This is a genomic window from Pseudomonas sp. LH1G9 (assembly GCF_002949975.1).
Lineage (GTDB): Bacteria > Pseudomonadota > Gammaproteobacteria > Pseudomonadales > Pseudomonadaceae > Aquipseudomonas > Aquipseudomonas veronii.
On record NZ_CP026880.1, the window covers coordinates 4,535,665 to 4,557,485 of the forward strand.

Genomic DNA, 21,821 nt, shown 5'->3' on the forward strand with positions numbered 1-21,821 from the left:
CGATACGGAGCGTGTGCATGAATCATCTGCGTGATCAACACTATGACTTCATTGTGTGCGGTGCAGGTACGTCGGGCTGCGTGGTCGCAGCTCGTCTCGCCGACCAGCAAAGCGCACGCGTCTTGCTGATTGAAGCTGGCGAGGAGTACTCGGGCCCTGAGGTTGCCGAACCGGCGCAATGGCCGATGAACCTCGGTTCAAAGCGCGACTGGGCATTCGAGGGGCAACCCAATCCACACCTCAATGGTCGACGGCTATCCCTGAGCATGGGTAAGGGACTCGGCGGCGGCTCCAGCATCAATGTGATGGTCTGGTCGCGCGGGCACCGCTCCGATTGGGACCATTTCGCTGCCGAGTCCGGCGACCCGGCCTGGGGCTACGATTCGGTACTCAATTACTACCGCAGGATCGAGAACTGGCAAGGCAGCCCTGATGCCACTCGGCGTGGTTCGGGTGGCCCCGTGCATGTCGAACAGCCGGCCACGCCTCAGCCCCTCGCGTGGGCAACGTTGGAGGCGGCCAGCCGTCTGGGTATCCCCCGATTCGACAGTCCCAATGGCGAGATGATGGAAGGCCCGGGCGGGATCGCTATTACCGACCTGCGCATTAACCAGGGCAAGCGCGAATCTGTTTACGACTCCTACATCCGGCCACGGTTGCACTATCCGAACTTGACGGTGCTGACAGGGGCATTGGTGACCCGCCTATTGCTTATCGGTACACGGGTTATCGGTGTCGAAGTGGTGATCGCCGGCGAACGGCAGTGCTTCTATGCCGCAGCCGAGGTCATCCTGTCCATGGGCGCGGTGCAGACACCCAAGGTGCTCATGCAATCGGGAATCGGCCCGGAAGATGAACTGCGAAACCACGGCATCGCACCGACCCATCACCTTCCCGGCGTGGGCCAGAATCTTCAGGACCATCTCGCCTTTGGCTGTACGTGGGAGTACCTGCAACCCCAGGCAGTCAGTAGCGGCGGGTGCGAAACCACCTTGTACTGGAAAAGCGACACTCGCCTGGATGTCCCGGACCTGTTGCAGTGTCAACTGGCGTTTGCGGTACCCTCTCCGCCTGAGGTCGCGATTGAGCCGCCACAACATGGCTGGACAATGTTCGCTGGGCTGGCCAGGCCTGCCAGTCGAGGACGCTTGCGCCTGTCGGGTGCCGGGCCACTGGATGTCCCACTCATTGAGCCGAACTCGCTGAGCGCGCCCGAGGATATGACCGCGGCGTATGCGTCGATCGACCTGTGCAGGGCGCTCGGTAACAGCGAAGCCTTCAACGGGCTGGTCAAACGCGAAGTTGTGCCCGGGCCCAAAGAACATCGCGCTATGGAGCAGTTCATCCGCAACTCTGCCGTGACTTACTGGCACCAATCCTGCACCGCAAAAATGGGCCGAGATACGATGTCGGTGGTCGACCATCAACTGCGCGTGTATGGCATCGATAAACTGCGCATTGCTGATGCCTCGATCATGCCGCGAATTACCGTTGGCAACACGATGGCGCCGTGCGTCGTCATCGCCGAACGAGCAGCAGATCTTGTCCTCGCTGCGCAGGGTGTGACGGCTGCGGTCACAGCGCTGCGCCGGTAACTCATAAGAATACTGATACACCCCATGCTCACTGGAAGACATCGGCCGATTCCGTTGAAAAAGTCGGCCATGGTTTCCACGGCAGAAAAGTACGCGTCCGAGATTGAAATCTTTAGTTTTGGCAGAGGTTTCCAGACGCGGATTTCACGCAGCAGCGTGCAAAAATGGCGTTCTCGATGGTCAATGGTCAATGGTCACGCAGTTTTGGATGATCAACTTGTTCAACACAATCGGCCAGAAGCAGTCATGCGCGGCCATGTTCAGACCACTTTGCACGTCAACCACGCCCCCCAGAAAAGGCTGCTGAAGAAACGGGTAGCGTCTCCAAACCCGGCGTCATGCAAGAGTTTTTGAACTGCCGCCTCGGAATGTGGAGGATCAGCGCCTTGAAGGATTTTCCCAAGCTTGACCTTCACTTCATCCGCGCTGGCCCCATGCTGCCGCCACCGCTGCCCCCATGCCGCAAGCAGTAACGGCTGGCTGGCATAAGCGTATTGATTCCCCGCGACAATCAGCGGCGCACCCGGTTTTAGATGAGCCCGAATGGATCGTAAAATTTGTCGCTTGGTTTCATCTCCCTCGAGATGATGGAGCACACCGATCAAGGTCGCTGCGTCGTATGACTCGTCTGCTGCCAGGTCTTCAACTTGCCCAAGATGCATGGCCGTTCTTTCAAGCAAGTTGTTTGCCTCTAACTGCTGCTTCGCTGCCTCCAGCATCGGCTCGGATGGGTCAACGGCCATGAAGCACCAACTCGGTTCAAGCGTGGCCATCGCAATAATCTCCTGCGCCGTACCGCCAGCGCCAACGACCAGTATTTTTGCCGAACGTGTATTGCCCAGGCTCGCCGCCAGCATGCACGCAGCCAAGTCTTGGCAGGCGTCATATCCAGCTAGCGCAATACGGCTCTGTCGTCCGTACTCATTGGCTCGTGAGGTATCAAATTTTTCAGCTGAGTTGAGAGGGGATGATTTCAAGACGGTTCTCCATGTCCTGAAATCAAGCTACGCCAGACACAGCGATAATAAAAATTCATTAATTTTATGTGGCGTAGTCCTGCAAGGAATACATAGCAATCAAAAATTGCTATTTGCTTGAGCTGATTCGGGCTCTTGTCGACAGTCAACTCTGGGTCGATCGCTGCCAGTCACCCAACCATTCAAAATGGTAGCCAAAGCGGCTTACCAGTTCCTGCTGAACTGCATCCGCCACCCGGGTCAGGGATGGCAGGTGCGCGCGCCCCCTCAACTTTGCGGCGCGCCATGCTCAACCATCGCTCGCCATTCCTGCACGCTCGGCCTTTCTTGCATCCTGGCATGCCATTCCCGCAACGCTTCACATTCATCAGGCACGTGGAGTTTGACCAGCGAGGCGAAAATCATGCCTCCCAGAACCGCAATATCGGCCATCGAAAACGTGTCACCGGCAATGAAAGACTGATGTTTGAGAAGGCTATCGAAATAGTGCATGCCCCTGACCGCCTTGTCGCGCATGCGACCGCCCCATTCGGCGTTTTGAGAAAGCTCGACCTGCGGCCCAAGGCCCGGGGTAGCGTGATGGAAGTACACGCTGACCGCATCGAGAAACTCGATTTCAGCACGCTTGGTCATCATGTGGATGAGGCCTTTCTCTACAGGCGTTTGCCCGGTAAGGATGGGGCTACCATCCAGCACGTCCAGGTACTGAGTAATGGCCGTGCATTCGGCAATGAGCGTACCGTCGTTCAACTCCAGCACGGGAAGCGTTCCGGAGTAATTGATGGCCAGAAACTCAGGTTTCTTGTGTTCGCCTTTCCATAGGTTGACCGATACAAATTCGATTCGGGAAAGCATGCCTTTTTCTGCCAATGCGATGCGCACGCGAGCGGGGTAGGGGCCATCGAACCAGTCGTGGATTTTCATCATAGGGAGCATGGATACGTCTAACTGCGGTTCTGAAGAGTTCATGGTATTCACCTATCTACCTGTCAGTTGGTAGGTAAAGATTGGGCGCTTGTTTTTGCGCCGTCAACCCCTACCTTCCAGTTGGCAGGTATTCGAGGCAGCGAGTAGAATTCACCTCATTGGATGACCTGAGGACACAAACGTGAGCGAAAACGCGCGGGAAGCCATCTTGGCGGCTGCGAAAACGGCGGCGCAGAGGCATGGATACAACGGCATAAATTTTCGAAGTATCGGTGCCGCGGTGGGGATCAAAAACGCGAGTATCTATTACCACTTCTCGAGCAAGGCCGACCTTGGCGTTGCAGTTGCTGCACGCTACTGGCAAGACACCGCCAGCGTTTTGCAAGCGATTCGCGAGTCGAACCCCGATCCGATTCGTTGCCTGGAAATCTACCCGTCGATCTTTCGAACATCGCTGGAAGACGGCAACAGGCTTTGTCTGTCCAGCTTCATGGCAGCGGAATACGAAGATTTGCCCGAGGAGGTCAGGCGCGAGGTCAAGGCGTTTGCAGACATCAATGTGATGTGGTTGACACAGGTGCTGGCTGACGCAGGAATGGGCAGCGCAGAAAGTTGTGAACGACGTGCCCGCGCCATTTACACCTCCGTTGCCGGCGCTCAATTGATTGCCCGGACTCGGCTCGATATTGGCCTATTCGACGATCTTATCCTCAGCTACCGGGAAGCGGGGCTGATTCCGACATCGCAGGCCTGACGCGTCGTGGCCACTTTCGACCCAGAGTGTGTAAAAACGCTTCGCCAAAATTGAAGTGTCCGCATCTACGTTAAATCTGAAATTTATCGGCACGTCAGCAGATGTGGATTTCGCGTAGAAGCGCGACTTTCAGTCCGGTTTTGAGTACCTGCCGCGCTCAAAAACGTTTTTACACAGCCTCGGCCAGAAGCAGACGCTGAAAGGCGCTGCGTTCGACCAGTACTGCCTTTACTTCAAGCTGCGAATTGGGCGTCGCTTTGCGAGCACGGGCGTAGCGCGGTGAAACTAGAACCCACGGACCGCCCGTAATAAAGCGCCCGTAAGTGGCTCAGCGCGCCCAACTTCGTAAGTCGATTCAGCTTCCCCCTTTACCCATGCCGCCACCCATACCACCGCCTGCGCCGCCGCCCATGCCGCCGCCCATGCCGCGCGCGGGTGGATCTTCCGGCAACGTCACACCCCGTTCTTTGGCTCGCTCACGCATCTGTTCATGGTGCTGGACGCGAATCTGCTCGCGCTCCTGTTGAGTGGTGGCTTGGCGCATGCGGTTGCGGTATTCCAGGCGTTCTTGCTGGGTCATGATCTGCGAGCCGAAGACCTGCTCGCTGTTACCGGCCGCGCCCTGGACGTCGGAGGACTGCGCCAACGCTGCACCGGATAGTAGGGCCATTGAAAGGCCGATGGCGAATTTGATGCTTTTCATGGGTATCTCCTCGTCTGAATATTACCGGCGACGCATCAACGCTCGTGCTCTTCGTCGTCGGGGTGGTGCGATGATTCCTCATCGCTGGGCTGGTCGCCCATGTACTTCGGTCCCTTACCGCAGCTAGCGAACTCAGGTTGTGCTTGCGATCAGCATTGTCGATGCGACCGCCGGCGAGGGTGCGAGCGTTGTAGTAGTCGTCGCTGTCGTAGGACGCAGGCGGCCGATCTCGCTGGCACCCCCCGGGTATGCTTCATCGTGCTCGTAGCGGGTGGGCTCGCGTTGCAACTCCGGCCAGGCAGCGCCGGGGACATAGCGATCCTCATGATCGCGGGTGTGGCGTACGCCCCCGAATACTTGCGTTTGCTCGGTCAACTCGCGGGTACCGTCGAGGCCCAACCAGAAGTCCTCCACGTCTTCGGAATCGGCGTCCTGATAGCGGTCGAGGTCGGCGCCGAGATCCACGCTCAGTTCGTGCCGTTCCCAGTCCGATTGCAGTAGCAGCGACGGTGACAGGGTGAAGATGGTGTCTTCGGTTTCATCGGTACGCTGGGCGTAGATGTTGTCGTCGCGGGTCGCTGAAAGCACGACCTGAGGAAGTGCGACGAAAGTGCCGATAGGCAGGCCAGGAAATTCGCGCGTGTCGGCCTTCTTCAGCGTGGCGCTGATAGGAGCCGCGCTGGCTGGCGTGATCGAACCTAAGCCGAGCACAGCCATCGCAAGTACAAGTTCACGGTCCATCGAGCACGCTCCCAATCCATACGACAAATAGATGGTTTCGCACGATGAGCAACCATCGCCGACGCTCCACAGGAGCTGGTACATCGCTTAACGTCGATTACTGTTATCTGCAACGTACTCGTAATTGCTGCAATAAGATTGATGTACATCATGCGCGACACACTGCCTGGGTTAGCTGTTGGTCAGCGCAGCGACTAATAGCGTCCGCCTAGTGGTGGCAGTGCGGTTGGATTTGGCTCCTCTACGGGGCGGAAACCGTTGCGTCCGCCGCGTCCGCACATGGCCGGTTAGCGACGGCTTGGCTTCGACCGTCGCTATGCATGGTCAAACCTCGGTCTGTTCCGCCATCTCCAGAGCGTCATCAACCTCAATCCCTAGATATCGAGCGGTGCTCTCCTGCTTCGTATGGCCGAGCAACAGTTGAACCGCCCGCAGGTTCTTCATCCTGCGATAGATCAGTGATGCCTTCGTACGTCTCATTGTGTGAGTGCCATACATGGCTGGATCAAGGCCTACGGCTTTTACCCAGCCTTTGACGATACGAGCGTATTGACGAGTGGATAGATGGTCGGAGGCATGCAACCGGCTCGGAAAAAGGCAGTCCTCGTTGCGGAGTTGGGCTTGATGTATCCAGGCCGCGAGAGCAGACAGTGTTTGCTCAGTGATCTCAAACTGCACTGGCCGCTGCGTTTTCTGCTGCATCACCATGGCTCGTGATGACACGTGCTCGCCATGTGTAACGTCGCGCACACGGAGCTTGGTTAAGTCGCAGGCTCGAAGCTTGCTGTCGATAGCCAGATCGACGAGAGCCAGATCCCGGGTTCTTTCTGCAATTTGAAGTCTTACTCGGATGGCCCAGATATCTCTGAGTCGGAGCGGGGTTTTCTGTCCTACCAATTTTCCTTTGTTCCAGGGTTTACGGCTGCAGGTAGCGATGGTGTTCATGGCAAGTCCTCCGCGTGTGGGAGGATAAGGATGGCTAGCAAGAGCAGTGGTCGCTAACGGCCGAGGCTGTGTAAAAACGGTTTTGAGCGCGTCAGGTGCTCAAAACCGGACTAAAAATCGCGTTTCTACGCGAAATCCACATCTGCAGACGTGCCGATAAATTTTAGATTTAACGTAGATGCGGACACTTCAATTTTGGCGAAGCGTTTTTACACACTCTGGGCCAGAAGCGAACGCTTGCAAGTGACCGCTTTCGACCGATTCTGTTGAAAAAGACGGCTTCGAATTCCACGCCAGAAAGGTACGCGCCTGAGATTGAAATCTGAACTTTTGGCAGAAGGTTCAGGACTCGAATTTCGCGTAGCAGCGTGCAACAGAGGTGTTTCATCCATCAATATTCGAGTGTTTTGGGAAAACCGTCTTTTTCAACACAATCGGCCGATTTCTACCTGTCGCGACCGACAGAAGTTAGCCATCAATCCCCAGTGACTAACCCAGAACCTAGACAGCCATGCACTGACCTGCCGAGGAGCGGGCGCAAGGTCATCGCCAGCCGTTTCGGCATTGAGGTTGCCATGCCTGCAATCTCGAGAACCTTGTATTCCGCGGTTTCGCCAAGCCGTCCCAAGGCGATTTGCGGCTGCTGTCGCGGCAGTTATTTCGAATGGCTCTACTGCCAATAGCGTAATGGCAAGTTGCCTTTATTTGCTTTGTCTATCCTCCCACTCGCCTGACCGAGATGCTTTGCCAAGGTCCTCGCGACCACAAGGCTCAAGGTGGTTCGGCACCACGCCTGCAGGTAAGCGTGTGGGGTCGACATAGGGCACGCCCGACGCTTGCGTCGAAACCTTACAAGGAGTTCTCTCATGGCAATTCCTACCACCAGTTGTGACGTCCAGGTGCAAATCTGGGTCGACGACAATGCAGTGACCAATGGCTCCACCGCTGGGGTCTATCTGGTCGATAACCGTATCTCTGCTGGCACCACCCACGAAGGCACCGCCAACCTGAATACTGCTGCGTCCAAAGGCAGCAATGTCTGCTGGCAAGTGTTCCTGATCAATCCCAAGTCGACCTCGCAGGTCTCCATTGCCGCCTTCGGTAACTCGAGCGCCTGGGGCTTCAGTGGCCAGCCGCAAACCGCTTCGGATAACGCGAGCGCGTACACCGGCACCGTGCAGAACGCAGGTACCGCGTCCTACCCGGTATCCCTCAACGTACAGGTGGCGGGCGGCTCCGGTATCACCGTGAAGCTCAACCCCAGCGTGACTGTCTCTGCCTAAGGAAGGAGCACGACAATGAGTGGCCAAAAAAGTACTGCCCAGGTGTGGACGGCTGATTCGCAGGTGCTAGCCGGCATCGCCAATCCGCAAACCGCAATCACCATTGCCATCGATACCGCATATGTACTCGGCACTGGTGGCGGGAACATTTCCACCGGTGTGTACATGTTCGACAATCGTCTGAGCAATGACAGCAGCGGCGAAGGAACGCTGGAACTGCGCACCCACTGCAACATCGGGGACTACCTCGGCTTCGAGGTGGTTCCGATCGATCCGAACGCTGGCGACACGGTGTCCATCACCGGCTTCCAAATTTCCCAGGGCAGTGTGTTCGGCAGCGATGGCTACCCGATGCAAGTCGGTGCCGCGGGTAACTATTGGGTGGGCCTGGCTCGCAACGCATCGTCTCAGACCACCTACCAGATCCAGGTCAAGGTGACCTCTGGAGGGCTTCGGCCATCGACACGTTTCATCCAATGGGACCCCTACATTGGTACGAACTGATTAGCTGAACCCGCGGAAGGAGCGTGGCTCCTTCCGTCCCCTTCCCCTAATAGCCCCTAGTTCCCAAACACCTTTGAATGACGTCTTTTGGCGGTGGATTCAAGCAGTTACGGCAGGTAGAAAACAGCCAGAAACAGCCCTTCGACGTGGCTACAAAACCAGAGGGGGTTTACTCATAACCGAGATGCGCTCCAACCCCAACTTCAACAGTTCCTTACGTAGCAGCGCGCGCTCAAGCACAGCCATTCCGGCATGCCATTCGATCGACAGCAATTGGCTCAACTTTTGTTGACTGACCAAGGGCTCAGCCAGAAAGTAGCTTCTGCACTCGCGGATGCTGATGACGTTCAACAGCCAGTCGCCACCCTGCGCCGCCAACCAGTGACCGATCGTTGAACGATGCGTTCGGATCAGCGAACTGGCATCCCACACCGCCATCTGCGCAAAAACCTGCGGCAGGTTGCTATCGGCTTTCAGCCGCTTCATATCCACCGCCAATGCGCCAATCAGGTCTGACTCGATAGTGGCTTGGCACTCGGCGAAATACCGCTCAGGCCAGTCCGCTTCCAGTTTCGCCCGCTGTGCGAGGGCTTCATAAGCCCGAATATCCGATTGGGTGGTCAACTGCCCGGTGAAATTCAGAGTGTTGTCCAGAATCGCCGTGGCCAGCAACACCGCACTTTTTTTGCTGATCAGCGGCAACAGCTCTGCCGACTCCCAACGCTGAAAAATCAGAGTCGCCGCTGCGCCGATCGGCAGGATGTCCGCCGCAGATCCGAGCTTCTGCGCCCAATAGTTTTCAAAGCCTGGGTGATGGTCAATGACCTCCACCACCTGTTCAAGCACCACCGCCGGGTCGAAATGTTGGTAGTCGGAGACATCCACCAACACGAACTCATCACCCGCCCTCGGCAGATAATCGTCCAGAGAGGATTGCCATCCGAGCACGGTCTTGGAGATGCTGGCATTGAGCGGGGCGCTACTGACGGCCCGAGCATCAACGCCCTGCAGATTCAACAGCTCGGCGTACGCAATGCAACAGGCATACGCGTCGATGTCCAGGTAGGCCGAGCCTGAGGTCACCACCTTCATGACACGTGGGCCACAGCGTGAGTTGTCGAGACAGTCGAAGGCCGCTTCAGCGCTTGGGCGATCCCCTCCAGAAACCGCTCATACGCCAATTGACACGGTTCTTCGTCGATGGAAATGCGCAGCGTGGCCGCGGCTGTTTGCGACAGAATCTTCGTCAATACATTGGATGGGATTTTGCACCCGCCCCCACCACTCTCAGACTTATCCATGCTCTGACAAAACATCGACATTAAAATCAATTTTCCATATTTAAAACAGCGTATTAGCGCACTGAAACACTCGGTTGCGTCCTATTTTCCGGCGACCAAACTCGCATGAGTTCATTGCAGGAACATGACAAAATAAAGGCATTTTTAAGACCGGAAAATGTGAGTGCGTAATGCGGTATGAACCATTCACGGAGGGCTGCACACCGTTGAAGTCGTTGGGGACTATTCGCTCACCAAATGGATTACCGTCTTGCCCTTGCCGCGGCCTTCCGCGACCTGGCGAAACGCTTCGTTGACTTCATTCAGTCCAAATGGCTGCTGATCTATCCGGATCGTCAGTTGCCCGGCATTTGCCAGCGCGGCGGCCTCGCGCAGGATAGCCCCGTGGTTTTCGCGCCCCTTGCCTGTGAGCAACGGCGTCAGAGTAAATACGCCCGAGTAGGTTGCGCTTTTAAACGACAGCGGCGCGAGGCTGTGCTGCCCCCAACCCAGGCAGCTCAGTACGTGCCCGGTATAAGGCTTCACTGCCTTGAACGCCGCATCCAGGGTGCTGCCTCCCACCGTGTCGTAGACGATGTCGAAACCTTCCCCCGCCGTATGCTGCTCGACATAGTCATCTACGCTCTGCGCACGGTAGTCAATAGCCCTTGCACCCAGTGAGCGAATGAAGTCGAGACTCGCCGCCGAACCGGTGGCATAGACTTCGGCACCGCGAGCCTTTGCCAGTTGCACAGCCACTTGGCCGACCCCGCCTGCACCGCCATGAATCAGCACACGTTGACCTGCACGGACATTGGCGCGATCCACCAACCCTTCCCACGCAGTAATGAATACCAAAGGCAATGCGGCCGCCTCACGCATGTCGAGTCTGTGCGGCTTTAACGCGATCAGACGTGCATCCACAGCAATGTACTCGGCCATAGTGCCCTGGGCGCCGCCGATCCCGCCGGCCATACCGAAGACTTCCTGGCCAGGGGTGAAGCCTTCAACCGCCTCGCCCAGTTCGATGACCGTTCCGGCGAGATCCAGGCCGAGTACTGCCGGCAGCGCCTGACGGGCGTGGGCGCCTGCGCCGATCGCGATCTTGGTATCGAGAGGATTGACCCCCGCGGCGTGAACCCTGATCAGGACCTGCCCTTTACCTGGAACAGGGCGAGCGATGTGGCGGACGGTCAGAGGGACCTGGGCAGATTCGGCGATAGCGGCAAGCATGGTGTGATTCATGACGCAAACCCTATGATTGAATGGACGCTTACAGGTTGCCGCGCTTTCATTGTTCCGATAAGAAACTGAATTTGCATATGACTTATTCCACAAAGAGGCCAAATTGCCGATGGACCTGTTCGACAACATGCACATCTTTGTACGCGTCGTGGAGCGCGGGTCGTTTTCTGCGGTAGCTCGAGAGCTGAACATGGGGCAGCCGGCAGTGAGCAAGCAGGTCCGCGCGCTGGAGCAGTATCTGGGCGGGCCATTGTTCGCCCGCAGCACCCGGCACCTGGCCCTGACCGACCAAGGGCAACGCTTCTACAGCCACTGCCAAGAAATTCTCGGCCACCTCGAAACCGCCACGCTTAGCTTTGCCTGCGGCCAGGAGCAGATCGCAGGCCCCCTGAGAGTAACGGCACCGGTCAGTTACGGGAGGTTATGCATAGCGCCGCTGGTAGGGCCTTTTCTGCAGCGCTATCCCGAGGTCCGGATTGACCTGCGGCTGAGCGATTACAATGAAGACCTGCTCAAGGAAAACATCGACCTTGCGATCCGGATCGGGACGGTCAAGAGCGAGGGATTGGTGGCAATGTCTCTGGGTACCAGCACGCGGCGGGTCTATGCCGCGCCCGCCTATCTGGATCTACACGGTCTGCCACGCGAGCCCGATGACCTGACAGGCCACAACTGCATCGGTTTCACGTTGCTGGAGCACTATGACACCTGGCACTTCAAGCACGGTGCAGGAGAGTTCGATGTGGCTATCAAAGGCAACGTCACCAGCAACAGCAGCGATGCCATCCGTGAAATGGTCCTCTGCGGCCTGGGCATTTCTCTTTCTCCAGAATGGCTGTTCGCAGCTGACGTCGAACAAGGCAACGTTCGTAGCGTGCTCAACGATTATCAGAACACCGCGCTGCCTGTAAGTGCCGTGTTCAGTCGTGAGCGGCGACATTCAGCGCGGACGATGGCGTTCATCGATTTTCTCCGGGCACACCTGTGAGGGTTTCCACACTGAGCCCAGGACCGTGATCATTCCTGCGATTGCGCCACCAATCGGTTAGACGTCATCCCCTGGTGTGCTGGAGCCATTCCTTCGGGCTTGCACCAACTTTGCGCCGAAAAGTACGGGCTAACGCAGACGGACTTTCATAGCCAACCTCATCGGCAATCAACGCGATGGGGCGCCCTTCACGCAGGCGCTTCTGCGTCAAGCTGATTCGCCAGTTCGCCAGATAATCTGCAGGGGTACTACCCACCGTCTCGCGAAAGTGCGCAGCAAAGCTGGCGCGTGACATACCTGAGCGATCCGCCAACTCCGCCACGGACCAATTGCGCTGTGGTTCGTTGTGGATGCCTACAAGCGCGCGGGACAGCTGAGCATTAGCCAATCCGGCCATCATCCCTGACGCAATGCTACGACTGGCGATGAGGTGGCGAAGCAGCTGAATCACCATCAGCTCGAACAGACGGTTGAGGATGACATCACGGCCACACTCGTCGCCGAAGGCTTCTTCAAATAGCCAGTCGAGGGTGCCACTCAGCCCCTGCAATTCACGAAGTGGCTTGATGATGAAATCCGGTAAAGCCAGAGTCAGGGGATTGTTCGCCCCGCCATCAAATTGCAAGGTTGCACAGACCAACTCCGCTTCATCTGCTTCGATCGCCAGCAACTGATGCTCCTGCGGGCGCACCGCCAGAATCAGGCTGGGTTCCGTCAACTCAATGAGCTGGCCGCGCTTGTCCCTTAGGGCCAGGCGTCCCGAACGCAGTAAATGTGCGTGTCCGAAACTACCCTGCCCATAGAGGTTGGTTGTTCCGCAAAAACCACCCTGGTGAAACGTGGACGCGTGCAGATTGAAGTGTTTAAGCAGTGTCGATAATCGGTCCATGGCTCGCTCAAATTTAGACGATCTGTTGCATAAGTTCGACGATCTGAATCCGAAAGGAAAGTCTGCCTCCCTAATATTGACACCAGGCTTGATCGACAAGCCGGCTAATCAATCTACTGGAGAATTACCATGACTCGTATCGCTGCTCTCTCGCTGGACCAAGCCCCTGCTGGCTCGCGCGCTGCTCTTGAAGGTATCCAAAAAGGTCTTGGGTTTATTCCCAACGTATTTAAAACCCTGGCTCACTCCCCGGCCGCATTGAGTGGTTACCAGAGCCTCGCTCAGGCCTTGGGTAAAACCTCACTGAGTGCCGTTGAGCGTGAGGTCGTTGCCCTCGCTGCGTCAGAGGTCAACGGTTGCGACTACTGCGTGGCCGCACATGCATTCTTTGGGGCCAAGGCTGGCTTGAGCGAGGAGGCCGTTGGCAAAGCACGCATGGGCACACTCAGCGCGGTCGCGGCTCTGGCGCATCAAATCACCGAAAGCCGCGGACAATTGAGTTATGCCCAGATCACCGCAGCGCACAACGCCGGTCTTACCGATAGCAAGATCGTGGAGGTGGTGGCACAGATCACGCTGTTAACCCTGACCAACTATTTGAACAACATCGCCGCTACCGATATCGACTTCCCGCCATCGTCAAACTAACGGCTATTTCCGTAGCAGTTTCCAGCACCTGCAATACCAAGGTCAGCCCTTGTTGCTGACCTTGAAGGCCTGGCGGCGATTCATGACGCTCAAAGGCCCCATCATTCAGACCTGCCGAAAGCACATCCTCGCCATGCCCTCCGCTAACCATCGAGATTTCTCACTTAATCATTGCTCATTTTTGAGTTAGCTTAAGCCTGAATTCAAGATAATGTTTAGCGCACTCCAAGCAAACACCCTTAATTACGGTAGCTTCCCTGATTTTTTTCAAGATAACCTTTCGGCCGGTTTGAGATATCTTTCCATATGCCTACATTTATCCATCACGACCTTGAGCTTCTCAATCCATCCTTTGACTCGGACCTTGTCGATGTACTGAGCGAACTGGAGCATCTGCGTCGCCTAAGGCTTGAAGGTGATACGCCGCCGCAGGTGTTCTACCAACTCAAATCGCTTTTCCATGCACTGGAAAGCCTCGGTTCTGCCCGCATAGAAGGCAACCACACGACGCTGGCGGACTATATAGACAGCAAGGTCGAAGGTAAGGCCCAGGACACGGACCCGTTGCGCGAGGTGGCCAATATTGAAAAGGCGATGGACTACATTGAGCGGATCATGGCGCCCGGCGCAGCGCTGACCGAGCAGATGATTCGAGAGCTGCACGCGATGACCGTCGACGATCTGGTGCGTGAGGGCGACAAAACGCCCGGAGCCTATCGCAGTGGAGGGGTCAGAATATCTCAGTCTGATCACCAGCCTCCTGACTTCATCCACGTTCAAGCGTATATGCAGGAACTTGTCGCATTCGTGAATCACGAAGCACCCCCGAAATACGACCTCATGAAGGTTGCGCTCGCTCACCATAGATTTGGATGGATACATCCATTCGGCAATGGCAATGGCCGCGTGGTCAGGCTGCTAACCTACGCACTCCTGATCAAGTATGGTTTCAACGTCAACGCCGGCGGCCGTGTCCTGAATCCTACGGCGGTATTCTGCAACGATCGTGAGCGCTATTACGCAATGCTTGCCACCGCCGACAAAGGAACAAAGGACGGACTGGAGGCGTGGTGTACCTACGTGCTGGAAGGGGTTCGTGAGGAGCTGGAGAAAGTCGATCGCCTCACAGACTACGCATACCTGACCAAATGCATACTCGTGCCTGCCGTGGCCTTCGCACGGGAACGAAAATGGATCACGGAGGTAGAGGAAGCGGTGCTGTTGGCCGCAATAAAACTGAAGGTCGTAAAATCGGCAGATGTAGCAGCCGTACTCCCGCAGCAGTCGAGCAATCAACGGACTTACCTGATCAAAAAGCTGGTGGACCAAGGGATGCTTCTACCGCTGAACGCCGGCGCGAGGCAGTACACGATCGGTTTTTCCAACAACTATCTCATTCGAGGTGTAATCAAGTCCCTCAGGGAGCAAGGCTTCATACCTGAGCCGCTGGAAAGACCCTGAGCATCGATTAAAGACCGAATGAGCGGAAATCGTCCGCCGCTGTGCAGCAGTCTATGACGCCCCTCAAGAAGCCCGCCTCCTGCGGGCTTCGTTGTTTCTGGCGGTCGCTCCTTGCCTCCTTTACCTTCCTCCGTCGCAGTAAACAGGCTCTTCGCATCTCAAGGTTTACCAGGCTCCAGCCGATACGCTTCCACAGTCCCTGCAAAAGACCTAGCGAACTCAATACGCCATGAATAAAAGCCTTCGTTTCAGTCATAAAATTCTTTTGGCCGTGTCGCTGATAGTGATGCTCGCCTTCACCCTGTTCACGCTGTACAACGACTATCTACAGCGCAATGCCACCCGCACCAGCCTGGAAAACTATTTGGCTGAAATGGGTGAGTCGACCTCCACCAATATTCGCAACCTGCTGGAGGGGCGGATCAATCTGGTGACGAACCTGGCGCAGAACATTGCCAGGGAGCCTGCCAATGCCGAGACGCTGATGGATGAAAGCGTCCTGACCTCAAGTTTTCTCACCGACTACCTAGGCAAGGTCGACGGCAGCTTCAGTATTCGTCCGGACACCAAGATGCCCGATGGCTATGACCCGCGCTCCCGGGCTTGGTACAAGGACGGTATGAACGCCAGCGGCGCCATGCTGACTGAGCCTTATATCGATATGGCCACCAACAAGATGGTCATTGGTGTCATCAGCAAGGTTTCCAGCAACATCGGTGTGGTCGGCGGCGATCTGGCGCTGGATGGCCTGGTGGAAATCATCAACTCGTTGAACTTTGGCGGCATGGGGTATGCGTTCCTGGTCAACGATCAGGGCAAGATCCTGGTCCATCCGGACAAAGCGCTGGTCATGAAGTCGCTTTCGGATTTGTACCCTACACACACCCCGAAACTTTCCGGCGAGCTGACCGAGGTCCAGGTCAACGGGCAAGCCCGCTTGCTGACCTTCGCACCGATCAAAGGTCTCCCTTCGGCCAACTGGTACATCGGCCTGTCTATCGATAAAGACAAGGCTTACGCGACGCTGAGTAAGTTCCGCTATTCGGCGGTGATTGCCACCATCGTTGCGGTGGTCATCATCATCGTCCTGCTGAGCCTGCTGATCCGCGTATTGCTCCAACCGCTGCACGCGATGACCCGCGCAATGGAGGACATTGCCCAAGGCGAAGGTGACCTCACCAAACGCCTGGTCATCCACACGCATGACGAGTTCGGCATGCTGGGCAATGCGTTCAACCGTTTTGTCGAACGTATCCACACCTCGATCCGAGAGGTCTCGTCGGCGACCGAGCACGTCAACGAAGTGGCAATGCGCGTGGTCAGCGCCTCCAACTCATCCATGCTCAACTCCGACGAACAGGCTAGCCGAACCAACAGTGTGGCCGCCGCCATCAACGAACTGGGGGCCGCGGCTCAGGAAATAGCCCGTAATGCGGCTGAGGCCTCGCACCAGGCCAGCGACGCGCGCGGGATGGCCGAGCAGGGTCAGCAAGTGGTGGAACGCAACATCGGTGCAATGAATCAGCTGTCGGAAATGCTCAGCGCGTCGAGTACGAATATCGAGTCGCTGAACAGCAAAACGGTGAATATCGGGCAGATTCTCGAAGTAATCACCAGCATCTCCCAGCAAACCAACCTGCTGGCGCTCAACGCGGCCATCGAAGCCGCCCGGGCGGGTGACGCCGGGCGTGGGTTTGCCGTGGTGGCCGATGAAGTGCGCAACCTGGCGCACCGCACCCAGGAGTCGGCGCAACAGGTGCAAACGATGATCGAGGAGCTGCAAGTCGGCGCCCGGGATTCGGTCAACACCATGGGCGAAAGCCAGCGCCACAGCCTCGACAGCGTAGAGATCGCCAACCAGGTCGGCGAACGCTTGAACAGCGTGACCCAGCGCATCGGCGAGATCGATGGGATGAACCAGTCAGTCGCCACCGCCACCGAGGAGCAGACCTCGGTGGTGGAGTCGATCAACATGGACATCACCGAAATCAACACGCTCAATCAGGAAGGCGTGGAAAACCTGCAGTCGACCCTGCGCGCCTGCGCCGACCTGGAACAGCAGGCGGCACGCTTGAAGCATCTGGTGGGCAGTTTCCGTATCTGACCCGAACACCGCCTCAACGCCCAGGCATTCAGCCCACAGAATGCCTGGTTCGAGCGGTTTGTGGCCGGGGAACTGGTCGGTAATACCTGGACCGAAGTCGGTGACGTGAAGATCGGCCAGGTGATTACCCGCATCAGCCGCCAGGGCGAGCAATCGGTCGCCAACGGCACCAAGTACTACAGCACCGGCAGCCTGTTCGCCGGCTGGATCGACCTGTACGCCCAACAGGACGACACCGGTGCCGACGTGCGTTTTACCAGCTGACCCTGCTGGCCGTCCTGGTCGGGGCGGGGCAGGCGGCCAGCAAAACCGCGCGGAGAAATAACCTCGGAGCATGTAACACCGCGAGCTGAAAATGCCCCAGCCTGCCGGGGCATTTTTTTCCGCAACATCGAAAAAGCCCTGCCGCCTCCCTCGCGGCATCCTGCATGCGCGCAAAAAAACAGCCCATCTGTATTTTGACGCTCCCCGCAGCCCACTGTTAGTGTCCAGCCTCCCCCTCGCACATGGAGTACACCACGGTGAAACTGGACATCTACCAAGTCGACGCCTTCAGCCAACACCCTTTCGGCGGCAACCCCGCTGCGGTGTGCCCGCTGACCGAGTGGCTGAGCGACGCGCAACTGCAAAACATCGCCGCCGAAAACAACCTGTCCGAAACCGCCTACTTCGTACCGCGTGACGATTTTTATGAGTTGCGCTGGTTCACCCCGACCGTCGAAGTCGACCTGTGCGGCCATGCCACGCTTGCAGCGGCGTGGGTGTTGATCAATGCGTTGGCGGATGCGCCTGACGTGCTGCGGTTTGCAACGCGCAGCGGCGAGCTCCGGGTAACCCGCGAGGGCGATGAACTGGCGATGGATTTCCCGGCGAAAGCGCCACAGGCGTGCGAGCCGCCTGCCGGAATGTTGAGCGCGCTGGGGATTGAACGCGCCGAGGTGTTCGGCACCGATGACTACATCGTGTTGCTCGACGACGAAGCCCAGGTCGCCGCGCTCACCCCGGATTTCGCCCGGCTCAAGGGCCTGCCCAAACGCGGGATTGCGGTGACGGCCAAGAGTGCGCGGTTCGATTTCATTTCCCGTTGGTTCGGCCCGAATGTGGGGGTCAATGAAGACCCTGTCACCGGTTCGGCGCACACCTCGCTGGCGCCGTTCTGGGCCGAGCGCCTGGGCAAGACAAGCCTGAGCGCCGAGCAGGGCGGCACGCGCAAGGGCCAGTTGCGCTGTGCCCTCAAGGGCGACCGGGTGATTATTTCCGGCAAGGCTGTGCTGTATATGCAGGGCTCGATCTACCTGTAAAACGCACTCCCCAAGAACGACAGATCATTCGCAAAATGAACGGAGTTCAGCGCGTGTTTTCGATTGCCCGCCGTCACCTGACGGTCATTGCCGCAGCCCTGGCCCTGGTGGCCTGCCACTCCCCGGTCAACGAACCGCCAGCAGCGCCGGAGTTGGGCTCGGGCTATCGCACCGACCTCAGCCCGCGCCACGCCGCGCAGCATATGGCGGCGGCGGCCAACCCGCTGGCGGCCGAAGCCGGGCGCGAGATGTTGCGCCAGGGCGGTTCGGCGATCGACGCGGCGATTGCCATGCAGGCGGTGTTGACGCTGGTGGAGCCGCAGTCGTCGGGGATTGGCGGCGGCGCGTTCATCATGCTGTGGGACGGGAACCGCGTGCAGGCGTATGACGGCCGGGAAACCGCACCGGCCGGGGCGACCGAGCGCTTGTTCCTCAAGCCCGACGGGCAGCCGATGGCGTTTACCGCAGCGCAGATCGGCGGGCGTTCGGTGGGCACGCCGGGGGTATTACGAGCGCTGGAGCTGGCGCACAAAAAGACCGGGCATCTGCCCTGGGCCCGGTTGTTCGAGCCGGCGATCCGGCTGTCGGAACACGGCTTCGCCATTTCGCCGCGCTTGCACAGCCTGATAGCCGCTGACCGTTTTATCCCACAGTCGCCGGAGATGGCTGCCTACTTTCTGAACGCCGATGGCACGCCCAAAGCCACCGGCACCCTATTGAAAAACCCGGCGCTAGCCGCCGTGTTCAAGCGCATCGCCGAGGAAGGCCCGGACGCGCTGTACCAAGGCCCGATCGCCGATGAGATTGCGCGCAAGGTGCAGGGCCACCGCAACGCGGGCAGCCTGTCCGAGGCCGACCTTGCAGGCTACGCGGCCAAGGAACGCGCGCCGCTGTGTACCGATTACAAGCGCTGGAAAATCTGTGGCATGCCGCCGCCGTCGTCGGGCGGGATTGCCATCGCGCAGATCCTCGGCACGTTGCAGGCCCTGCAAGCCCGCGACCCACGCCTGGCCATCGCGCCCATGACACCGCTCAAGAGCGCCTCCCCCGCCGGCCTTGAGCCCACGCCCGAGGCGGTTCACCTGATCGCCGAGGCCGGGCGCCTGGCCTTTGCCGACCGCGCCCTGTATGTGGCCGATGCCGACTTTGTGCCGGTGCCGGTCGCCGGCCTGGTCGCCCCGGATTACCTGGCCCGACGCGCCGCGCTGATCGGTGAACGCAGCCTGGGCATCGCGCAGCCGGGCCAACCGGCGGGCATTCAAGTGGCGTATGCCCCGGACCGCTCGCCGCTGCGCATCTCCACCTCACAAGTGGTGGCGGTGGATGACCAGGGTGGCGCCGTGTCGATGACCACCACGGTGGAATCCGCATTTGGCTCGCACCTGATGGTCCAGGGCTTTGTGCTCAACAACCAGATGACCGACTTCTCGTTCATTCCCGAAGAAAACGGCCAGCCGGTGGCCAACCGCGTGCAACCCGGCAAACGCCCGCGCTCGGCCATGGCGCCGACCCTGGTGTTCGACCGCCACAGCGGTGAGTTGCTGGCCACCCTGGGTTCGCCGGGCGGCTCGCAGATCATCGAATACGTGAGCAAGTCCCTGGTGGCGATGCTCGACTGGCAACTCGACCCGCAAGCCGCGATCAGCCTGCCCAACTTCGGTAGCCGCAATGGCGCTACCGAACTGGAAACCGGCCTGTTCAGCCCGGCGTTGAAACAGGCGCTCAGGGACAAGGGCCATGCGCTGAGCGAGATCGAGATGACCAGTGGCGTCCAGGCCATCGTTCGCACGCGGGATGCGCAGGGCAAGGTGCTGCTGAGCGGCGGTGCCGACCCTCGGCGGGAGGGGGAAGCGTTGGGCGATTGATCGTTAATGCACGGAGAACAGCACAGTGCGCAAGGCAAACAATCTCGGTTCCGTTCCTGGTGTCGACCACGGTTTTTGTTCGATCAATGACCCGCAGCGGCCGGAAGAGGTATTCATCTGCAAGCAGATACACAGTGCGTCGGTGATGGAATGGCAGGCAGATCGGGTGGCCAATACGGTCGAAGCCGATGGCGTGTTGACGCGCCATCACCACCCGATCGCGGTGATCACCGCCGACTGCCTGCCCATTCTGTTCGCCTCGAACAACGGTGACTGGGTGGCCGCTGTGCATGGTGGCTGGAAGGGCCTGCAACGCGGGATCATCGCCAGCGCCGTGCAGCGCTTTGCCGCTGAAGGAGTGGCTGTCGATCAATTGCAGGTGGCAATCGGGCCGTCGATCAAACCCTGTTGTTATGAGGTGAGCGCGGCGTTTATTGCCGAGTTCCAGTCGGACCAAGGGCACCTGTGGCCACACCGCCAGGCGCCATGGAGCGCTGAGCAACCGGCACCGCTGCTGACGCCGGAAATTGCACCGCCCCAGGCGAGACAAGCGGGCAGCGCATGGTTTGACTTGAGCGGGTATGGGCTGATGCTGCTGCAAGCGGCGGGCATTCGGCGCGAGCAGATTGAAGTGAGTGAGGTGTGTACCTATTGCACATCACCGACGTTTGCCAGCTACCGCCGACGCACGCATCAACCGCAAGAGGCGAAGACGTTGTTGTATTCGTGGATTGCTCGTACAAGCTGATTAACAAAGGCCTACAGCCCTTTTTTGAATGTCCTCTCCCCGAGCATAGGTATCTACACAACTTTGTAGCAGCCAACGGTAACCACGATGCGAAGCGAGCCGCTCTTGATTTTGCTTTTGATCTCAGGCGCCCCGTTAAACCACGCTGGCCGGAATTCGATATTGATTTGGGGGGTAAACCGGCAGGGATGCCGGTTTAGCCGCCCCGCGCCATGGATGGCGCGTGGCGGCGGCCCCCCAAATCAATGTCGGATTACGGGCACACCGAGCCTAGGCGAGGTGCCGAGTGGTGGGGCGAAGGCCTTTTGCTTACTTTTGGGCCTTTCCAAAAGTGAGCCGCTGTAAGAGCGGAACCAATAGCCGCCGTTACCGCAGCAACGGATATGTACTCAGTCTGATCCAACATCTTGGTCGGCTGTCAGGCCGCCATCGGGGGCAAGTCGAATCGTCGCACCACCCCTCCCACATTTAGGTCGCGGGGCATCAGTTAGATAGTCGTCGGCTCCCGAGCCGTCACGGGAGCAAGCTCCCTCACCACAGGTTCAGGACCACGCCAAAGTTGTGTGGATACCTATGCTCCCTGAGACAAAACGCAAAGTGCCATGTCATTTTTTGCGATAAAAACGCCCTTGAACAGCGGCTCCACTACTGCGATTTTCTGGCCCGCCCTTTCTTGCCAGAAGCTACGTCAGACGCCGGAACCGCTATTCCCGGCTCGGGTGGCTGCCGCAAAGTACGCTGGAGCCTGGAAGGCCGAGGTAAAAGTGGATCAGTGCGGATCATCTACACCACACAATTGTCGTGTGGAGCAGTAGTAGCCCTGCCGATTTACGGCAAGGGCGCTACCGAGCCTATTCCAGCGC

General features: G+C 58.3%; 19 protein-coding genes and 2 pseudogenes. 13 read left to right on the forward strand and 8 right to left on the reverse strand.

The annotated features are described in order from the left end of the window. Positions 1–17 precede the first annotated feature (17 nt). Positions 18–1,595 (forward strand): GMC family oxidoreductase, encoded by a 1,578-nt coding sequence (locus tag C5F70_RS21075; RefSeq protein ID WP_104903996.1) that lies wholly within the window; start codon positions 18–20, stop codon positions 1,593–1,595. 260 nt (positions 1,596–1,855) lie between these two features. On the opposite strand, the gene C5F70_RS21085 is transcribed toward C5F70_RS21075, so the two are convergent. Next, the gene (locus C5F70_RS21085; protein ID WP_104903998.1) at positions 1,856–2,572 is read right to left on the reverse strand and encodes a class I SAM-dependent methyltransferase; all 717 of its coding nucleotides are present in this window, start codon (positions 2,570–2,572) and stop codon (positions 1,856–1,858) included. Positions 2,573–2,839: 267 nt separating this feature from the next. Further along, entirely contained in the window at positions 2,840–3,496 is a 657-nt protein-coding gene (locus C5F70_RS21090; RefSeq protein ID WP_104904584.1) for a glutathione S-transferase, read from the reverse strand. Between the two features lie 184 nt (positions 3,497–3,680). Here C5F70_RS21090 and C5F70_RS21095 point away from each other — a divergent pair, with 184 nt between their 5' ends. After that, on the forward strand, positions 3,681–4,253 hold the full coding sequence (locus C5F70_RS21095; RefSeq protein ID WP_104903999.1) for a TetR/AcrR family transcriptional regulator: 573 nt from the start codon (positions 3,681–3,683) through the stop codon (positions 4,251–4,253). Positions 4,254–4,608: 355 nt separating this feature from the next. Here the strand turns inward: C5F70_RS21095 and C5F70_RS21100 are convergent, their stop codons facing one another. The 3 genes from C5F70_RS21100 to C5F70_RS21110 all read right to left on the reverse strand — a co-directional run bounded on the left by C5F70_RS21100 (position 4,609) and on the right by C5F70_RS21110 (position 6,642). Beyond that, positions 4,609–4,956 carry a hypothetical protein gene (locus tag C5F70_RS21100; RefSeq protein WP_017844468.1) on the reverse strand — a complete coding sequence of 116 codons (348 nt, stop codon included), beginning with the start codon at positions 4,954–4,956 and terminating at the stop codon, positions 4,609–4,611. A gap of 132 nt (positions 4,957–5,088) precedes the next feature. Beyond that, positions 5,089–5,697, reverse strand: coding sequence for an outer membrane beta-barrel protein (locus C5F70_RS21105; protein ID WP_158683876.1), 609 nt, complete (start codon positions 5,695–5,697; stop codon positions 5,089–5,091). Between the two features lie 324 nt (positions 5,698–6,021). Then, positions 6,022–6,642 (reverse strand): tyrosine-type recombinase/integrase, encoded by a 621-nt coding sequence (locus C5F70_RS21110; protein WP_104904001.1) that lies wholly within the window; start codon positions 6,640–6,642, stop codon positions 6,022–6,024. A gap of 866 nt (positions 6,643–7,508) precedes the next feature. On the opposite strand from C5F70_RS21110, the gene C5F70_RS21115 reads away from it, so the two are divergent. Continuing rightward, positions 7,509–7,925 carry a hypothetical protein gene (locus tag C5F70_RS21115; RefSeq protein WP_017844470.1) on the forward strand — a complete coding sequence of 139 codons (417 nt, stop codon included), beginning with the start codon at positions 7,509–7,511 and terminating at the stop codon, positions 7,923–7,925. Positions 7,926–7,940: 15 nt separating this feature from the next. Next, positions 7,941–8,429 (forward strand): hypothetical protein, encoded by a 489-nt coding sequence (locus C5F70_RS21120; protein ID WP_017844471.1) that lies wholly within the window; start codon positions 7,941–7,943, stop codon positions 8,427–8,429. 150 nt (positions 8,430–8,579) lie between these two features. Here C5F70_RS21120 and C5F70_RS21125 read toward each other — a convergent pair whose 3' ends face one another. Both C5F70_RS21125 and C5F70_RS21135 read right to left on the reverse strand, forming a co-directional pair. Next, positions 8,580–9,521 carry a DHH family phosphoesterase gene (locus tag C5F70_RS21125; RefSeq protein WP_104904002.1) on the reverse strand — a complete coding sequence of 314 codons (942 nt, stop codon included), beginning with the start codon at positions 9,519–9,521 and terminating at the stop codon, positions 8,580–8,582. A gap of 431 nt (positions 9,522–9,952) precedes the next feature. Then, positions 9,953–10,954 carry a zinc-dependent alcohol dehydrogenase family protein gene (locus C5F70_RS21135; RefSeq protein WP_102618049.1) on the reverse strand — a complete coding sequence of 334 codons (1,002 nt, stop codon included), beginning with the start codon at positions 10,952–10,954 and terminating at the stop codon, positions 9,953–9,955. A gap of 109 nt (positions 10,955–11,063) precedes the next feature. Between C5F70_RS21135 and C5F70_RS21140 the strand changes: the two genes are divergently transcribed. Further along, positions 11,064–11,942 carry a LysR family transcriptional regulator gene (locus C5F70_RS21140; protein WP_104904003.1) on the forward strand — a complete coding sequence of 293 codons (879 nt, stop codon included), beginning with the start codon at positions 11,064–11,066 and terminating at the stop codon, positions 11,940–11,942. A gap of 64 nt (positions 11,943–12,006) precedes the next feature. Here the strand turns inward: C5F70_RS21140 and C5F70_RS21145 are convergent, their stop codons facing one another. Further along, positions 12,007–12,831, reverse strand: a complete 825-nt coding sequence (locus C5F70_RS21145; RefSeq protein WP_102618047.1) for an AraC family transcriptional regulator — start codon at positions 12,829–12,831, stop codon at positions 12,007–12,009. Between the two features lie 129 nt (positions 12,832–12,960). Between C5F70_RS21145 and C5F70_RS21150 the strand changes: the two genes are divergently transcribed. From C5F70_RS21150 to pgeF, 8 genes and pseudogenes are all read left to right on the forward strand, one after another. After that, positions 12,961–13,479, forward strand: a complete 519-nt coding sequence (locus tag C5F70_RS21150) for a carboxymuconolactone decarboxylase family protein (protein ID WP_104904004.1) — start codon at positions 12,961–12,963, stop codon at positions 13,477–13,479. A gap of 306 nt (positions 13,480–13,785) precedes the next feature. Further along, positions 13,786–14,940 (forward strand): Fic family protein, encoded by a 1,155-nt coding sequence (locus C5F70_RS21155; protein ID WP_104904005.1) that lies wholly within the window; start codon positions 13,786–13,788, stop codon positions 14,938–14,940. A gap of 373 nt (positions 14,941–15,313) precedes the next feature. Then, positions 15,314–16,138 (forward strand): annotated as a pseudogene (locus C5F70_RS31605) (cache domain-containing protein); the annotation flags it as partial. 141 nt (positions 16,139–16,279) lie between these two features. Beyond that, on the forward strand, positions 16,280–17,044 hold the full coding sequence (locus C5F70_RS31610; RefSeq protein ID WP_371920077.1) for a methyl-accepting chemotaxis protein: 765 nt from the start codon (positions 16,280–16,282) through the stop codon (positions 17,042–17,044). A gap of 3 nt (positions 17,045–17,047) precedes the next feature. Continuing rightward, positions 17,048–17,293: pseudogene (locus C5F70_RS21165) on the forward strand (monooxygenase); the annotation flags it as partial. 272 nt (positions 17,294–17,565) lie between these two features. Beyond that, entirely contained in the window at positions 17,566–18,345 is a 780-nt protein-coding gene (locus C5F70_RS21170) for a PhzF family phenazine biosynthesis protein (protein WP_017844482.1), read from the forward strand. 35 nt (positions 18,346–18,380) lie between these two features. Continuing rightward, on the forward strand, positions 18,381–20,210 hold the full coding sequence (gene ggt / locus C5F70_RS21175; protein ID WP_104904006.1) for a gamma-glutamyltransferase: 1,830 nt from the start codon (positions 18,381–18,383) through the stop codon (positions 20,208–20,210). 25 nt (positions 20,211–20,235) lie between these two features. Then, on the forward strand, positions 20,236–20,958 hold the full coding sequence (gene pgeF / locus C5F70_RS21180) for a peptidoglycan editing factor PgeF (protein WP_057005643.1): 723 nt from the start codon (positions 20,236–20,238) through the stop codon (positions 20,956–20,958). Positions 20,959–21,821: the final 863 nt, after the last annotated feature.

Excerpts from the sequence above, each read along its gene's own strand:
- C5F70_RS21075 (WP_104903996.1), top strand. The coding sequence starts at position 18 with ATGAATCATCTGCGTGATCAACACTATGACTTCATTGTGTGCGGTGCA.
- C5F70_RS21090 (WP_104904584.1), bottom strand. The coding sequence starts at position 3,496 with ATGAAAATCCACGACTGGTTCGATGGCCCCTACCCCGCTCGCGTGCGC.
- C5F70_RS21100 (WP_017844468.1), bottom strand. The coding sequence starts at position 4,956 with ATGAAAAGCATCAAATTCGCCATCGGCCTTTCAATGGCCCTACTATCC.
- C5F70_RS21105 (WP_158683876.1), bottom strand. The coding sequence starts at position 5,697 with ATGGACCGTGAACTTGTACTTGCGATGGCTGTGCTCGGCTTAGGTTCG.
- C5F70_RS21110 (WP_104904001.1), bottom strand. The coding sequence starts at position 6,642 with ATGAACACCATCGCTACCTGCAGCCGTAAACCCTGGAACAAAGGAAAA.
- C5F70_RS21115 (WP_017844470.1), top strand. The coding sequence starts at position 7,509 with ATGGCAATTCCTACCACCAGTTGTGACGTCCAGGTGCAAATCTGGGTC.
- C5F70_RS21120 (WP_017844471.1), top strand. The coding sequence starts at position 7,941 with ATGAGTGGCCAAAAAAGTACTGCCCAGGTGTGGACGGCTGATTCGCAG.
- C5F70_RS21125 (WP_104904002.1), bottom strand. The coding sequence starts at position 9,521 with ATGAAGGTGGTGACCTCAGGCTCGGCCTACCTGGACATCGACGCGTAT.
- C5F70_RS21135 (WP_102618049.1), bottom strand. The coding sequence starts at position 10,954 with ATGAATCACACCATGCTTGCCGCTATCGCCGAATCTGCCCAGGTCCCT.
- C5F70_RS21140 (WP_104904003.1), top strand. The coding sequence starts at position 11,064 with ATGGACCTGTTCGACAACATGCACATCTTTGTACGCGTCGTGGAGCGC.
- C5F70_RS21145 (WP_102618047.1), bottom strand. The coding sequence starts at position 12,831 with ATGGACCGATTATCGACACTGCTTAAACACTTCAATCTGCACGCGTCC.
- C5F70_RS21150 (WP_104904004.1), top strand. The coding sequence starts at position 12,961 with ATGACTCGTATCGCTGCTCTCTCGCTGGACCAAGCCCCTGCTGGCTCG.
- C5F70_RS21155 (WP_104904005.1), top strand. The coding sequence starts at position 13,786 with ATGCCTACATTTATCCATCACGACCTTGAGCTTCTCAATCCATCCTTT.
- C5F70_RS31610 (WP_371920077.1), top strand. The coding sequence starts at position 16,280 with ATGCTCAACTCCGACGAACAGGCTAGCCGAACCAACAGTGTGGCCGCC.
- ggt (WP_104904006.1), top strand. The coding sequence starts at position 18,381 with ATGAACGGAGTTCAGCGCGTGTTTTCGATTGCCCGCCGTCACCTGACG.